General features: G+C 51.1%; 15 protein-coding genes and 1 tRNA gene. 5 read left to right on the top strand and 11 right to left on the bottom strand.

What is annotated here, in order from left to right:
• Nucleotides 1–65: 65 nt before the first annotated feature.
• The 3 genes from K8942_02790 to K8942_02780 are packed head-to-tail and all read left to right on the top strand — an operon-like array spanning nt 66 to nt 2,630.
• A complete protein-coding gene (locus tag K8942_02790; protein UPA23116.1) occupies nt 66–398 on the top strand; it encodes a hypothetical protein in 333 nt (110 codons plus the stop codon).
• Between the two features lie 31 nt (nt 399–429).
• The gene (locus K8942_02785; GenBank protein ID UPA23115.1) at nt 430–1,803 is read left to right on the top strand and encodes a fibronectin type III domain-containing protein; all 1,374 of its coding nucleotides are present in this window, start codon (nt 430–432) and stop codon (nt 1,801–1,803) included.
• On the top strand, nt 1,800–2,630 hold the full coding sequence (locus tag K8942_02780; protein UPA23114.1) for a hypothetical protein: 831 nt from the start codon (nt 1,800–1,802) through the stop codon (nt 2,628–2,630). The genes K8942_02785 and K8942_02780 overlap by 4 nt, the downstream gene beginning before the upstream one ends.
• A gap of 7 nt (nt 2,631–2,637) precedes the next feature.
• On the opposite strand, the gene K8942_02775 is transcribed toward K8942_02780, so the two are convergent.
• The 3 genes from K8942_02775 to K8942_02765 all read right to left on the bottom strand — a co-directional run bounded on the left by K8942_02775 (nt 2,638) and on the right by K8942_02765 (nt 4,987).
• Nucleotides 2,638–3,378 (bottom strand): S-layer homology domain-containing protein, encoded by a 741-nt coding sequence (locus K8942_02775; GenBank protein ID UPA23113.1) that lies wholly within the window; start codon nt 3,376–3,378, stop codon nt 2,638–2,640.
• A gap of 173 nt (nt 3,379–3,551) precedes the next feature.
• Nucleotides 3,552–4,715, bottom strand: coding sequence for an S-layer homology domain-containing protein (locus tag K8942_02770; GenBank protein ID UPA23112.1), 1,164 nt, complete (start codon nt 4,713–4,715; stop codon nt 3,552–3,554).
• 29 nt (nt 4,716–4,744) lie between these two features.
• Entirely contained in the window at nt 4,745–4,987 is a 243-nt protein-coding gene (locus K8942_02765) for a hypothetical protein (GenBank protein UPA23111.1), read from the bottom strand.
• Nucleotides 4,988–5,223: 236 nt separating this feature from the next.
• On the opposite strand from K8942_02765, the gene K8942_02760 reads away from it, so the two are divergent.
• Complete coding sequence (locus K8942_02760; protein ID UPA23110.1) at nt 5,224–5,496, top strand: hypothetical protein; 273 nt, start codon at nt 5,224–5,226, stop codon at nt 5,494–5,496.
• A gap of 81 nt (nt 5,497–5,577) precedes the next feature.
• Nucleotides 5,578–5,663 (top strand) — tRNA-Tyr (locus K8942_02755).
• A 35-nt stretch (nt 5,664–5,698) separates the two neighbouring features.
• Here K8942_02755 and K8942_02750 read toward each other — a convergent pair.
• From K8942_02750 to K8942_02715, 8 genes are all read right to left on the bottom strand, one after another.
• Nucleotides 5,699–7,216: a hypothetical protein gene (locus K8942_02750; GenBank protein ID UPA23109.1), complete on the bottom strand. Its 1,518-nt coding sequence runs from the start codon at nt 7,214–7,216 to the stop codon at nt 5,699–5,701.
• 27 nt (nt 7,217–7,243) lie between these two features.
• Nucleotides 7,244–7,888: a hypothetical protein gene (locus tag K8942_02745; protein UPA23108.1), complete on the bottom strand. Its 645-nt coding sequence runs from the start codon at nt 7,886–7,888 to the stop codon at nt 7,244–7,246.
• Nucleotides 7,889–7,964: 76 nt separating this feature from the next.
• Nucleotides 7,965–9,179 (bottom strand): ABC transporter permease, encoded by a 1,215-nt coding sequence (locus K8942_02740; GenBank protein ID UPA23107.1) that lies wholly within the window; start codon nt 9,177–9,179, stop codon nt 7,965–7,967.
• 1 nt (nt 9,180) lies between these two features.
• On the bottom strand, nt 9,181–10,407 hold the full coding sequence (locus K8942_02735) for an ABC transporter permease (protein UPA23106.1): 1,227 nt from the start codon (nt 10,405–10,407) through the stop codon (nt 9,181–9,183).
• Entirely contained in the window at nt 10,404–11,141 is a 738-nt protein-coding gene (locus tag K8942_02730) for an ABC transporter ATP-binding protein (GenBank protein ID UPA23105.1), read from the bottom strand. The genes K8942_02735 and K8942_02730 overlap by 4 nt, the downstream gene beginning before the upstream one ends.
• Before the next feature lie 5 nt (nt 11,142–11,146).
• Entirely contained in the window at nt 11,147–12,895 is a 1,749-nt protein-coding gene (locus tag K8942_02725; protein UPA23104.1) for an efflux RND transporter periplasmic adaptor subunit, read from the bottom strand.
• A 49-nt stretch (nt 12,896–12,944) separates the two neighbouring features.
• Nucleotides 12,945–13,394 (bottom strand): MarR family transcriptional regulator, encoded by a 450-nt coding sequence (locus K8942_02720; protein UPA23103.1) that lies wholly within the window; start codon nt 13,392–13,394, stop codon nt 12,945–12,947.
• Nucleotides 13,395–13,507: 113 nt separating this feature from the next.
• Complete coding sequence (locus K8942_02715; GenBank protein ID UPA23102.1) at nt 13,508–14,371, bottom strand: sugar nucleotide-binding protein; 864 nt, start codon at nt 14,369–14,371, stop codon at nt 13,508–13,510.
• Nucleotides 14,372–14,427 lie beyond the last annotated feature (56 nt).

The raw sequence follows: 14,427 nt of genomic DNA, 5'->3' as shown, positions 1-14,427 counted from the left end.
TATACAGTTTGCGTCAATGAGAGCAGCGTTGAGGAAAGACCGTTCTTACGGTACAATAGAAGGAAATGTCGAAGAAACACTCCACAACACGTTGGCACTCTCTCCCGGTCACGATCCTCGGACTCGGCACACTCGCTGTCGTTTCATCCTTCGCACTGGGACTTAAAACTGCCGGCAATATCCAGACTGTTGCACCGATGGAGGCCTCGGGCACACGTCTCACGGGTGATATTTCAGAAGATGGAATCATTGATGTGCGCGATGCGATTACCATTCTGGAAATTGCAAACGGCTACAGAGACGCAACCCCTGATGAGCTCCTTGCCGACCCGAATGGTGACGGCGCGCTCACCATTGACGATGCAATCCGCATCCTGAACGACATTGCTGTCCGTTGAGAGTCTCTCTCGCCCATATACACATACATATATGAACACACACACAACCTGTCGCCGGCGCGCCCGCACTCTGCTTGTTGCAGCCAGCGTTGTGCTGTCTATGCAGACACAGGCATTTGCGCAGTCTTTCGAAATGCTCCCGCCGCTTGGCGATGGACGTGAGTACGCTGCTGGCCCGTCTACAAACAATACTGCGAACAATGGTGCAATGAACGGTGCTGCAACAGATGCTGCAGCTCAGGGCACTATGTTTGAACTTCGTCCGCACTGTGACAGTGCGGAGTACCGCACAGCGTTTGCCGTTGCACCAAAAGAAGGGGTTGCACCCGTACCGGATTCTTCCTGTGCGTCGTACGAGGTGAAAGACCCGCTCACGCGACAGACGTCTGAACTGCGTGAGGGGGATGCACTCGACATGGATCTCATCATCAAGAATCCGACGTCCAAACCTATTCAGCGCTTCCGCGCATGGATTGCGTATGACCCGACCGTCATGGAAGGAGAATTGATTGAAGTTGCAAATGCCTTCCCGACACCGACTCCGGGTGAAAACGATTTCTCTACGACTGACGGTATGATCAAAGTCAGCGGCGCTGCAACAACTCCTCAGAACGGACAGAGCATTATTGTTGCACGCATCCGCCTGCACATGCTGCCCGGGACACAGACCGCTGTTCCCATGACGTTTTATGACGCAACAGGAACAGTCGGCAGTCACACGGCTATCATCACGATGGATGGTTCCACGGAGACAAATAGCGCAACAGCAACCCCGGGCTCTCTTCTGGTGAAGGTCTTGCCGTCTGCTACCGGCGGAACAGCAAGTTCTACTCCGGTCGCTGGTTCTGTCTCTTCATCCACTGAATCATTGGCGTCCTCATCTGTGTCATCTGCTGGCGACAATGCATCCTCTGCACCGTCTGGATCGACTTCTGGTGTCTTTGAAATGCTCCAGGTACAGCAGCTGAAAGTTACAACGGAAGGAAGTTCTGTCTTCCTTGCATGGAACAAGCTGCCGTCCGCAGATCTCGTCGGTTACAACGTGTATTACGGCACTATCAGCGGACAGTATCTGCAGAAGCGCAGCGTGGACAAGAACAGTACGAACATTACTATCCGCGCTTTGCCGGAAGGGGTGACGTACTACTTTGCCGTCCGCGGCGTCTCGAAAGATAACCGTGAAACAGACTTCAGCCAGGAAGTTGGTATCAGTGTCGGTAATCCTGCAACGTCAACGTCTCCATTGAGTGCAAGCGCCATTAATCGCGCACCAAACACTCCGCGCACTGGAGGCAATGTGTCCGGAGAAACCGGCCCCGCATCGACTGTTATGCTCTTTGTCCTCTTGTCTGCCGTCATCGGCACAGGACTCGCATTCCGCAGACAGCTCAGCGCCAAAGTATGACCACCCTTCATCCGCACTGGCAGTCTACTGACGACAGCGATGAGCAGGCTGTTCCTGTTCGCATAAAGCAGTCTCAGACAGATTCTGAACGCATGCCAGTCCGTGCACACCGCCGTCCTGCCGCTTTTGCCGGTATTTTCCTGTTCTTCCTTGCGGGTGTTGCCGCACTTCAGGGATACGGTCTTTTCTCCCTCGGCGGCCAGGTCAATCCGTCTTCGATCACCGTCCATATTACAGAAAACGGCGCTGATCCTGTCACAATCACAGTTCAGCCTGGATCCACTATTACCTGGACAAATGATGACTCCATTCCGCATGTGCTCTCCTCCGACACTCTTCCGACCGACGACGGAAAACCTTTTGTCACCTCTGCCATTTTTCCGGGCAGCAGCACGCACATTCTGATTCCTCTGACAGCAACGTCCGGAGCGTATCCGTATATTTCCAAAACATCGGATATTGTCAGCGGCCAGATTCTTATCCAGGGTGGCGTACAGATGGATCCCTATGTTCCGTCTGATATTGTGGAATCATCTTCATCATCCAGCAGTACCTCTCCTGTCGTAGTGACGCCTGTTGCGTCCTCTGCTGCATCTCTGTCTCCTGCAGCTCCGGTTGCCACTGTCACACAGGTACCGGTCAATCCGTACACTGTCGGAAGCGGCAATATGCCGTTGCCTGACCGCCAGCCGTCCGGGCAGTCTCCTGCCGTTTCGAATCACACGCCGTTCAGCACGCCGGAAACCGGCCCTGCGGTGTGGATTGCAGTCGTACTGACAACTGTCGTACTGCTCATCGTCACACGCAAGGCCTTCCGGTCATTGTAAGAGAACATCAACGGGAAGATTGCGATTCGCCTCCGTGGGTCATGCAGGGTGGAGCAAAGTAGTTAATGACATGCCCGTCGTCGGTACATGCAGGAATTGTTGTACCGTCATTGCACATGTACGGCCGACACCCAAACGCACTGCTCACGGAAGACGAGCTTGATGCCCTGCAATCACGCATGCAGCTTCCGGCTATGCAATACTGGGCGCAGACTTTTCCGGGTTCGCACGGAGGACAGTAGAGATCCTCTCCCGCTTCGCAGATAGCATTGCCACACACTGCCCCCGAACTCTTGGATGAAGCGCGTGATGATGATTTGGATGAGCTGCTTTTAGAGGTTGGTGCACATGCCCTGAGTGTGCAGATTTCACCCTGAAGGGTACACGTGCATGTATTACAGCCATCGGGAGATTTGTATGCGTCTCCAACCACATGGCCGTTACACATCTGATTCAAACCCAACTCTTTATTGATGGCATTCAGCTGATCACGCAGCGGCTGTATCACCGTCTGATCGTATCGGTTCAGCATAATGGCAACTTGCGCACGTGTGACTGAATTATTCGGTCCAAACCAGCCGTTTTCGTAGCCACGGATAATGCCGAGTTCGGCCATGCGTTCAATATCTGCGGCTGATGACGAATCAGCCGGAACATCCGGAAAGGTGGAGCGATAGGTTTGTGCCATTGTCGGAATGGCGATAGCAAGCGTTACGCCGGCTATAAAAGTGAGGAAGGATCGTGACATAGAGGAAGGGGTAAGGTTCAGAGTTAAGACATGGACGAGATGCAAAAATGACAAAAAAGTGCTTGCTTTTAAAAATTCTAAATACTAAATACTACATTCGAGTCTGCTATGAATACTATAAAATTATTTCCAGTTAGATTAGAGTTGCAAATGTAGAATTTCGATTTTACCCCTTACAGACACACTGGATCTGGATTTGATGTAATCGATGTTCCGTAATGCGTCGTGATGAAATATTTTCCCGTTGAAGGATCAGCAGAAATTCCTGTACCGATCAGACGGAACTGTGGCTCCACGATACTGTTGTAATGCGGGCTGTATGCTTTTCCTTTTTCGCTCATAAAGAAATCGAATGTTGTGCGGATGGAATCAATGAGGTCCTGCGTGCAATCTTGTTTTTTGCATTTGAAAATCCCCCAGCCGATATTTTCTGTAAAGGTGGAACTTTTCACATTGGCAAAATCGATGTCCTGCTTGGAAAACCACCCTTCGATACCTTTGTAATCGTAGTATGCGGTTTGCCCCGGACGTTTGTGTGTAATGCTTCCGATATCTCTCGAGCGCTGTGACCAGAGTACTGCTGTTTTATTGAGCTGCTTATCCTGCGTGTAGGGCGCAAGATTCATACTGGTTCGTACGTCATTTATCCACTTGGTCCAGACTCTGCGCACTTCCTGCATATCAACCCGGGGAATGCTCTCTTCGGCAAACCAATCGCACTGTGCTGCAATAAGCGCGTGTTCATTGGCTGCAGGCTGATCTGTTTTTGATTCTTTCAGGCGCCAGAGCATGTCTGCCATGACACCGCGTGTCAGTGATTCACCGGTCGCTCGGACATCTGCGGGAATTGCGTTTACTCCGGTAAGCGCTGTGACATAAGGCTTGTACCACAGAGCTGGATCTTTCTCGCCAAGATGAAGATCAAATGCAACGGCAAGAATTTTTGATGCTTCTGCAATATTCATTGTCTCAGCCGGATGGAACGTATTGTCTTCATATCCATTGATGAATCCTTTTGCTTTTGCGGCGCACACAAAAGATGCAAACCAGCTGCTCATGGGGACATCAGTAAATCTGTCACGGTTGGTCCGTGTGCATTCATCTATCTCATTCGGGCTGACCATCAGCTTTGTGAGGACCTTCACAAATTCCGCACGGTTGACTGTGCGCTCAGGGCGGAATGTATTGTCCTTGTATCCGGAAATAATTTCTTTGGATCTCAGATATTCAATTGCCTCCGCATGAGCGGCGGTTGACGGAACATCGTCGAATTTCCCCTCCGCCCCATAGGACAAAGGCACCAGTAAAGCGATGATTCCGGCTACAGTGGAAAACACCGGACCATGCTACAGAAGAAACTGTTGTTTTACAGTGAAATTTTTGCAGTCACTCTGCACCCGAGTGACTGAAGACGGCTCTGCAGTTTGCGGTTGGTGGCACTCACAATACCGCTACGCAGGTAGACATGAATGGAACGGCGTTCCGGATGTGATTGAATGAACTCAATCAGGTTCCGGATTTCAGATTCAATAAGAAGAGGATGTTTGTCTGTGTGTTGCGTATCGGAGAAATCAATAACGAGGGAAGTGTTGAAGAGCGAGGTGATCATGGGTGGGTGGGGAAGAACGTGATAAGTGTACACTCGTACACCCATAGTTCAATACCTTTATGATCAATTTTGTATCATAAGTCAGTGACTATACTTTTCGTTTCCATGAAGCCAATAGTGAAGATCTGATTTTTTCCTGCAATTATATAAAGACCACAAAGGTGTACGAAAGGTATACGGCAAATTACCGCGCATTTCATTCGCTTCCCATGCATTGTATCTTTAGACTGAGTCTTATGAAGAAGCCAATCTGGTTCAGGGCCAAAGACTACGGATGGGGCTGGTCCCCTGCTACATGGCAGGCATGGCTTATTTTGCTTATCTTCGTCGTTCTTATTGTGCTCGATTTTTACTGGATTGACGCATCCTCAGCATCCGATGCCCAATCTTTTGCCCGCTGGATGCCCGATACAATGGCATTAGTCCTTATTCTGGTGGCAATCAGCTGGATGACAGGCGAAAAGCCAGGCTGGCGCTGGGGAAAGAAGGATGAGCCGCCTTCTTTGTAAAACATTGAATAGTCCGGTTTTTCTCCGTACACTGCCATGGCTGCAAGCTGGAATGCGTTCGTAGCACGTTTTCATCATCGTGGGTCGGTACCGAAGTAGACAAACGGGGCAGACTGTAAATCTGCTGGCTTATGCCTTCGGGGGTGCAAATCCCTCCCGGCCCACCACCTAAAATTGTGCACAGTCATGTGATGCCACTTTTTTACAACACCTTAAATACCGCAAGCACATCAGTCTCAAGAATCTTTTCAAATGACGGTGCTTTTTCAAGCGCATCAATCGCAGAGGAGAATCGTGCCTGCGACAGAATCATACATTCTGACGGGTATTGCTCCAGAAGAGCGTGAATCAGAATAGTCGGATCAACACTGTTCTGTGGCGATTGATTGGTTAGCTTGCCTATGAGCGGAAGGACCTCCGGGTCGGTCAGATGCGTAAAGCTCGGATCAATGCCCATGGCATACTGCAGATCCGGACGGACGGAGACATACTGGAAGAATTTTTCCCAATCGAGATTAAGCACGCGTGATCCGGGGGGAATCACTGCAAGACTTTCATAGGGCTGCAGCGAATGCGATGCGTCATCGCGTGCAAAAATGTAGGGAAGAATCAGAACCTGTGTCATACACACAACGGTAAAACAAGCAGTCAGCATGAGCATCGCTGATTTTTTTCTGAGGCGAAAAAGTACGATGAGTTTGTGTAGTGCAGACGGATCCGCCGCATAGAGTGCAGCGGCACAGATGAGGAGTAAGGGCCAGAGAATATCAATGGCACGGAGCCATATGAGGAAAGCTCCTCCGAAAAACAGAATAGCAATGCAAAGCGTGAGAATATCTGCATTTTTTGTCATCTTTACCTGTGAATGACGATGTAACTGCATGCCAAAAAGAAGGATCACCGCTGCAACGGCAAGGACACTTAAGGCTGAGGAATTTGTTAGACCTGCCTGCATCTCGCGCGACAGACCGATCGATTTCAAAAACGGGATTTTCAGAAAGACGGTCAGGAGATACTGGGCGTAGAGCAGCGGTTCAGGATGGAGTATCAGCCCTGCAAAAACACCACAGACACTTGCAATCATCAACCTGCAGGCATCTCGGAGTTCTTTGGTTACAAGAAAAGCTGCCACCCCGCATGCACAGAGAAAAAGTGGAAAGACAAATAACTGTGAAAGCAAAACACTGATGGCGATTGCAACACTCACGAACATCCAGTGTCGCTCTTTCATTGCGTAGATCACAAAAAGCGTCATCGCGGTGAGCAGTGCATACGGCCGGCCAAACAGAAAGCGTCCCATAAACTGCGTTTCCCCGAACACAAGCAGCAGAAGAAAGACAGATGATGCGACAGGCGGAACTCTGAACGAGCGGAGAACCAGAAGAAATGCGCTCAGCAGACACACTATTTCAAAGACAACAAACAGCTGTAGCCCCTTCGCAAGCGGAAGAAAGGTAAAGGGAATGAGCAGTACATCGGAGAGAAACCAGGGGTCGACCGGATACCGGTGCAGCCAGCCTTCGTAGAAGAAATTGCTCCAGCCCGGTACTGCCATCACTCCCTGATCGCGCAAAACTCTCGCCATCGCAAAATGCCGGAGACCGTCATCGAGTGATGTGGGATTCTTGAGTGCAAAAAGAATCAGGGCAAAAAACAACGCAAGCAACGCTGCGACGAGCGTATCCGGCGAGGAGAACATGCGGCGCACTGACATCGGCATGCAGAAAGCATACCAGACATCAGATGCTTATTTTACTGCAGGGTTGATGAGTCTGAACGTGGAGATGGCTACGTTGAACGCATCTGCGGTATTGGCGTATTCTGCAGCTGTATCGCTTCCCGTAACAATGAACATTTTATCACCGGAGCGCATTGCCATCATGCGGGACACAAGTGTTTCCCCGCCGGATGTATAGGTAATGAGCACATCGGACATGTCACCGTGTGAAGACGGCACCACGCGTTTTTTGATGAGCGTATAGCCTTTTGCATTTTTCTGCAGGACGCCTTCCAGCCAAGCTGCAGGAGACAGGGTGCTTCCTGAAACGTTCACCACACTCACGGCAATCTCGCCGTTGATGGGAGCAAGCGGGTCGCTCATCCACGGACCTGCCTGGCGGAATACTGCAACATCGGCAGGCTGATCTTTCTCCGGTTCTTCTGTGAGAGCGGTGTCGAGCGTCTTCCAGCCATTGGGAACCTGCATGCGGAAATGGTACGCAGGCAGCGGTGAGAGGTCATGCTCCAGCATCTGGTAACTGCTTTGCAGCGTTTCATCAGATACCTGCTCTGTCGGGAATGGAAAAGCGGATTCGTCCACTGTTCCGCTGCCGCAGGCGGTCATCAGAAGTGTGGCGGCTACAAGAAATGCAGAACGGGTGAAAGACATCATAGAATCAAAAGGGATACCCGATTGTACCCTTTTACGGCAAAAACGACAACGGTACCCCCTTCCTGCCAAAAGTACCTTATTCGAAGCGCAATGCCTCCATCGGACTCAATCCGGCAGCTCGTTTGGCTGGATAGATGCCAAAGACCAATCCCGTGAAAATCGCCATAAAAATAGCGAGGAAAATGGCAACAAACGACAGAATAAAGTCGAAATCGCCGAGGAACTTCGCAGCCAGCGCAGAGAGCAGCCAGCCGAAGAATGCACCTAGTATAATACCGATTGTACCTCCGGTAAGAGTCAGAAAGACGGCTTCCAGCAAAAACTGCAGAAGAATATCCTGACGTCTTGCACCGAGAGCTTTGCGGAGACCGATCTCACGCGTGCGTTCCGTGACGGAGACCAGCATGATATTCATGATTCCGATGCCGCCGACGAGCAGGGAAATTCCTGCAACGAGTGCAAGGAAGATTGTGAGACCGAGTGTGACAGAGCCGATAATGCCGCTGACCTGTTCCGCGCTCTGTACCTGGAAATCATCTTTATCCGGATCGTTCTCCGGGTTATCAATACGGTGACGCTGACGGAGTATTGCCGTGATTTCCTGCTTGATCACTTCCGCATTTCCCGTTGTTTGCATGGTGATATAGGTCAGGTGCGACTGGTTTGTAAGAGCCTGTGCAGTGCTGAACGGGATAAAAATCGGCGTGTCGAGCTGTGCCAGAAGGGCGGATTTCACCGCTTCCATTTTCCCGACGATGGTAAAAGGCACGTCACCGATTGTGATTCTGCTGCCGACAGGATCGCTGTCCCCGAAGAGGTCTTCCGCTGTTTTATTGCCGATGACAGCGACGGTTTTTGCACCGTCTTCGTCTGCATCATCAAGCAGTCTCCCCTTCTCGAGCTTCAGTCCGTAGTTATCTACCATGTTTCTATAGGCGCCGAACACGAGAGGGCTTAACTCTTCTTTTCCATAGCGTACGGGCTTTGCGACAATAATCACCGGCGTCGCGCTTACGACTCCCGGAATTCTTTCGATCATGCGGTAATCCTCCATTTTCAGACTTTCCAGATTGCCGCCGAATTTCTGCAGGCCAGTCGGCATGACTTCCATCGTACTGGCACCGACACTCTCAATCTGCGTGAGAATATAGTTCTGGAAGCTGTTTCCGACGGATACCATCAGCACAACGGCGCCGACACCAATGATGATGCCGAGCATGGTGAGCAGGGACCGTGTCGCATTGACCGTAATCCCGCGCATAGCCGTCAAAAGGAGATCGCGTCTTTTCATATTATTCGTAGCGCAGCGCTTCCATGGGGTGAAGATTGGAGGCTCTGCGCGCGGGGGAAATACCAAATACCAGGCCCGTAATGGCAGCCATCAGAAGAGCGGCAATGGTGGAGGGAATGGAGACGGCAAAAGCGTATGTCGACAGAAACTGCTGGACGATGAGCGACAGAAGATAGGCGCAGACGATGCCAAGCAGCATCCCGATAATGCCGCCGATAAAGGTCAGCAGCACGGACTCGATCAGAAACTGCATGAGAATATTCCGCTTGAGGGCACCCAATGCTTTGCGGAGACCGATCTCACGCGTGCGTTCCGTGACGGAGACCAGCATGATATTCATGATACCGATGCCGCCGACGAGCAGAGACACCGCTGCGATCGTGGTAATAAAGAGCGTGAGACCGAGCGACACCGAGCCGAGAATCTGATTTGCCTCTTCGGATGAATGCACAATGAAATCATCCTTCTTTGGATCGTCTTCGGGATTTTCTATGCCATGACGGGTGCGCAGCAGGAATTTCACATCATCGAATGCCCGGGTGAAGCTCTCGGCCGCATTCATGGTCATGTAGCTCAGATATTTCTGCCCCGTGATGTTGCGGGCAAGAGAAAACGGAATATAGATGCGGTTGTCGACGCTCTGGAAAAACTGCGCACCGATCGCTTTGGTTACACCGATCACGGTAAAATGGTGGTTCCCGACTTTGATACGCTGGCCAATAGGATTCTGGTCACCAAACAGCTTCTCCACCACTTCAGGTCCGATGACCGCAACAGCCGACGCGCCATTCTGGTCGTTTTCATCAATCAGGCGTCCGGATGTCGTGACAATGGTTTGATTGCGGAAAAATTCCGGCGTGACGCCCATTGTCTGTGCAGACATTTCTTCGTTGCCGTACAGGGCATTTCCGGGCACAAGAATGATCGGCGCAATACTTTCAATACTCGGTAGTCGTTCAAGTGCGTTCAGATCTTCGAATGTCAGGCTGTCAAATCCAGTCTGCACGCCTGCAGCACCCCCTTCCTCCTTGCCAGGGAAAATCACCATGCTTTTGGAACCGAGGCTGCTGACCTGACTGAGAATCACATCCTGCATACTCGCGCCCACAGAGCTCATTAGCACCACCGCTCCGACACCGATGATGATGCCGAGCATGGTAAGCAGTGACCTCGTGGCGTTGACCGTCACGCCCTTGAGAGCCGTCTGGAACGTATCGCGCAGTGTCATTTCAGATGATCATGAGTGCCGGCAAGCACACGCTTGAAGTCCGTCGAATCGGATTCAATATATCCATCGCGGATAGTGACGATGCGGTTTGCATGCATCGCCGTGGTGCGTTCGTGCGTGACGAGAATAATAGTATGTCCGTTATTATTGAGAACCTGAATCGCCTCCATAATGGCCACCCCCGACGCGGAATCGAGGTTTCCTGTCGGTTCATCTGCAAAGATCACATCGGGGTCCGTGACAAGTGCGCGGGCAATCGCAACGCGCTGCTTCTGTCCGCCGGATAATTGGCTGCTGAGGAAATCTTTACGTTCCATCAGTCCGACTGTTTCAATTGCCTTGAGTGCGCGCTCCATACGTTCGGATTCTTTGATTGTCGGATGATACAGCAGAGGCAGCATCACGTTCTGCAGCACCGTTGTACGTGGCAGAAGGTTGAACGCCTGAAACACGAAACTCACACGCGTTGCGCGGATACGCGCCAGTGCATCGTCTGTCATGCTGACTGTCTGATGCCCCTGGAAGAGGTAATCCCCTTTGGTATGACTATCAAGGAATCCCAGAATATGCATGAGCGTCGACTTTCCGGAACCAGACGGGCCCATGATGGAGACGAATTCTCCTTTTTCAATGGTCAGGTTGATTCCGTGCAGAACAGGGGTCTCGATGCCGTCATTGAAGTACGACTTCGTAAGATCGCGGGTTTCGATGAGGGGGGCTGTTGTATTCGTCATTTTTCTTATTGGATAAGAACAATAACAGTGTCCCCTTCTTTAATACCGCTGACAATCTCGACATTGCCGTCCGTGCCTTCCATGCCGGTTGCTACCGCTTTTTCTTCCACTGTCTGGGCATCGGTGAGCACGCGTACGATTGTCTGGCCGGATGCACTCTTGATGACAGAGCGAAGCGGTACACTGACCACATCTTTGCGAATGCCGGTTTCAATCTCAGCATCTCCGGTCATACCAATTTTCAGCTCATCGTGCGGATAGACAAAGTCGAGGCGGACGCGGTATTTGTTCACACCGGACTGGTCCGTCGGAGCAGTGTCGATTTCAGACACGCGGAGCTTGAAGTCGGTGCCGCGGAATGCATCAAGTTCCACACTGCCGCTTTGGGAGAGCTGCACTTTTGGTACATCGATTTCAGAGACGTACATTTCAATGCGGTACGGGCTGGACCCGAGCATCGTCACTGCTGCGCCAACCGGAGTGATTTCACCGACTTTCAGATTGACCTTGGTCACAGTTCCATTGATAGGAGAGGTGAGCACGGTATTCTGGAAGTTCGCACTTGCGGCAGCCAGCGAGGCACGTGCCTGTTGCAATGACGCAACGGCAGAGTTGATGTCCGTCTGTCGAGCTGGGGCTTTCTTCAGCTGAAGCTGGGCCTGCGCAATCTGGAGTGCTGCCTGGTAGGTTGCAATGTCCGCAAGCGCTCTGTCTTTCGCCCCCTGTGCAGCTGTCAGACTCGAACGCTCCTGTGCCATACGGGTTGTGAAATTCGCCGCAGCGTCGCGGAGGGATTTCGATGTTGCATCAATGGAAGAGAGAGCGGCCTGTGTGCTCGTGCGCTCTGCGGAAATCAGATCTTTGTAGGTGCTGCGTGCAGACTCCGTGAAATAGGTTGTGACCGGCAGTCTGCTGATAAGCGCATAGACCTGGTCTACCTGTGTGGATGCCGTCTGGATGGCGGTACGTGTTCTGTCGAGAAGCGAGATCGCTGCATCGTAATCGGCAGGACTGGCGGAAGCTTGCAGTGTTCGGAGAGTCTGCGTGGTGGATTGCATTGCATTTCTCAGGAGATCCGCATCAGTCGATCCGTATTTGATGAGTGCATCTGCGACGTCATTCTTTGTGAAAATATCCTGCATGGAGGAAAGTGCGATATCGGCCTTCGTTGCCTGCTGCACTGTTGCGCTGCCGATGTTGCTGATCGTGCCTGCCAAACTGACACTGATTTCCTGCTCCAGAGCATCAAGGTTCAGCTTGGAACTCTTCAGGGTTTCCTCTGCATTCTGCAAACTGGCTTTCGCTGCGGCGAGAGACGACTGCTTGTTCTGCACGTCCGCTTCGGAAATTGCGATATCTTCCGGGCGACTGCCCTGCTGCAATGCATCGAGCGTTGCCTGTGCAGCCATCACGCGGCCCTGTGCTGACGCAATATCTGCCGCGACGTTTCCGGAACGGAGTGTCGCAAGACGCTGTCCTGCTTTCACCTTGTCTCCCTCCTTAATGAAAACACCCGATACGATACCCGATTGCGGGAACTGAAGCTTGAGATCGTTGTCGGAAATGACTGTACCGACTGCTTCGACTGCCTGCTTCAGATCACCTTTGCGCGCCTCTTCTGTTACATACACCGGCTGCGTCGGCGAAACGGCATAGCTGACAATGAGACCGAGAGGAATCAGAATAATGGCTGCGATAAGCAGTTTCCACTTGTGGCGGCGGATAAAGGCGACGATGGACGAGATGTATGACATGGGATGTAAGGTGAAGAGTAGGGTTGGAGTTGAGAAATAAGGAGGTATTTTATGATTTTTTTGCCTGTTTTGCGAGGGTGCCATGCAAATTTCCGAGGATTCTTGCAAAATCTTTCTGATCGCTCACTGTGAGGAGAGAAAAAAGATCGCGCATCATATGTGTGTGTTGCTTCATTGTTGTTGTGACACATTGTAAGCCATCTTCTGTCAGCTTCAGGCGAACGAGCTTTCTGTTTGTGCGGTCTGCAACACGCTTCACCCACTTCATCTTCACGAAGCGGTTGACCATGGATGTTGCTGACGGGGAAGTGATATGCAGGAAATCAGCAAATTCTTTCATGGTGAGTGCATCGTGCTCTTTGATAATAATCAGAGCATGGATCTGCACGGGATTCACCGTAAAATCCTTTTTCATGCCGCGCATCTGCTGACGCATGAGACGGGTAATATCCATCCAGGAGTTGATGATCCGGTCGACAGGTTTCTGCACAGGATTCATAGATTGATAAATTGTTAGATATACTAATTATATTGTCTACTAATGATGCAGTCAACTAATTATAAGACTATTAAAATAACCAGGATTGCTGATTCTGAATACTATACTGATGTTTAGCGTCTTGCCTTCATTTCCTCCAATGCCTCGCGGGTCACAACCTCAATCGGGCGGAGATGAATGCCTTCTGCTTCGATTTTTGCCGTACTGAGGAAACAGTTGCTTCGTCCTGCTTTCACAACATCAGACAGATGATCAAGCGTGAGAGGTTCGAATGTATGAGCGGGGTCCACAATCTCCTTATACATCTGCATGATGGCGTACGGGGAAATGAGACCCGGGTTCACGACATTGTAGATACCAGTTTTGCGTCGCTCTATAAGGATGCGGACGGTCTCCAGGAAGTCCGGGATATAGGTGAGGGAGTTCGGCACATCGAGCACAGTCGGGTATTTACGGATTTTGCTGATGAGTGTGCGCGGATGGTCCGATCCGTCAAACGGCATACGGAGACGCGGGATCAGCACCGGAAATTCCTTCAGAATCTGGTCTGACCATGTTTTTGTGCGGGAATAGAAGCTGCCGCTGAAGTTCGGGAGATCATCCTCTGTAAACCCCTTACCGCCATTATCGCCCTGGTAAATACAACCGGAACTGATGTGTACCCAGTAGATGCCACGCTTCTGACATTCATCATTCAGAACCAACGGGCCAAGCACATTTGCTCGGATGGTTTCTTCCTTATGATCCTCACACCAGTCGACATTCGGCCGGCCGGTTTTGCCGGCACAGTTGATGACGACATCGGGCTTTTCAGTATCGAGCACAGCTGCAACCGCATGCTGATCGGCAATATCAATCTTCGGCGTCAGAGCCTCAGGATAGATTGTCAGGAACTCCTGCGCCAGGTAGCCGTTGCCTCCAAAAATGAGAACCGTCATATTGGTCCAGATCATAGCGTGGTTTTTCTGTCTGCACATACAAATTTCTTGAAAGAATCTGACGTTGAATGCTGTATCTGTACTCTTCTGTGGTA

The organism is Candidatus Peribacteria bacterium (assembly GCA_023038255.1).
GTDB lineage: Bacteria > Patescibacteriota > Gracilibacteria > Peribacterales > Peribacteraceae > CALREJ01.
The sequence above is the reverse complement of the archived record's forward strand: the minus strand, read 5'-3'. Positions and strand labels throughout refer to the sequence as shown.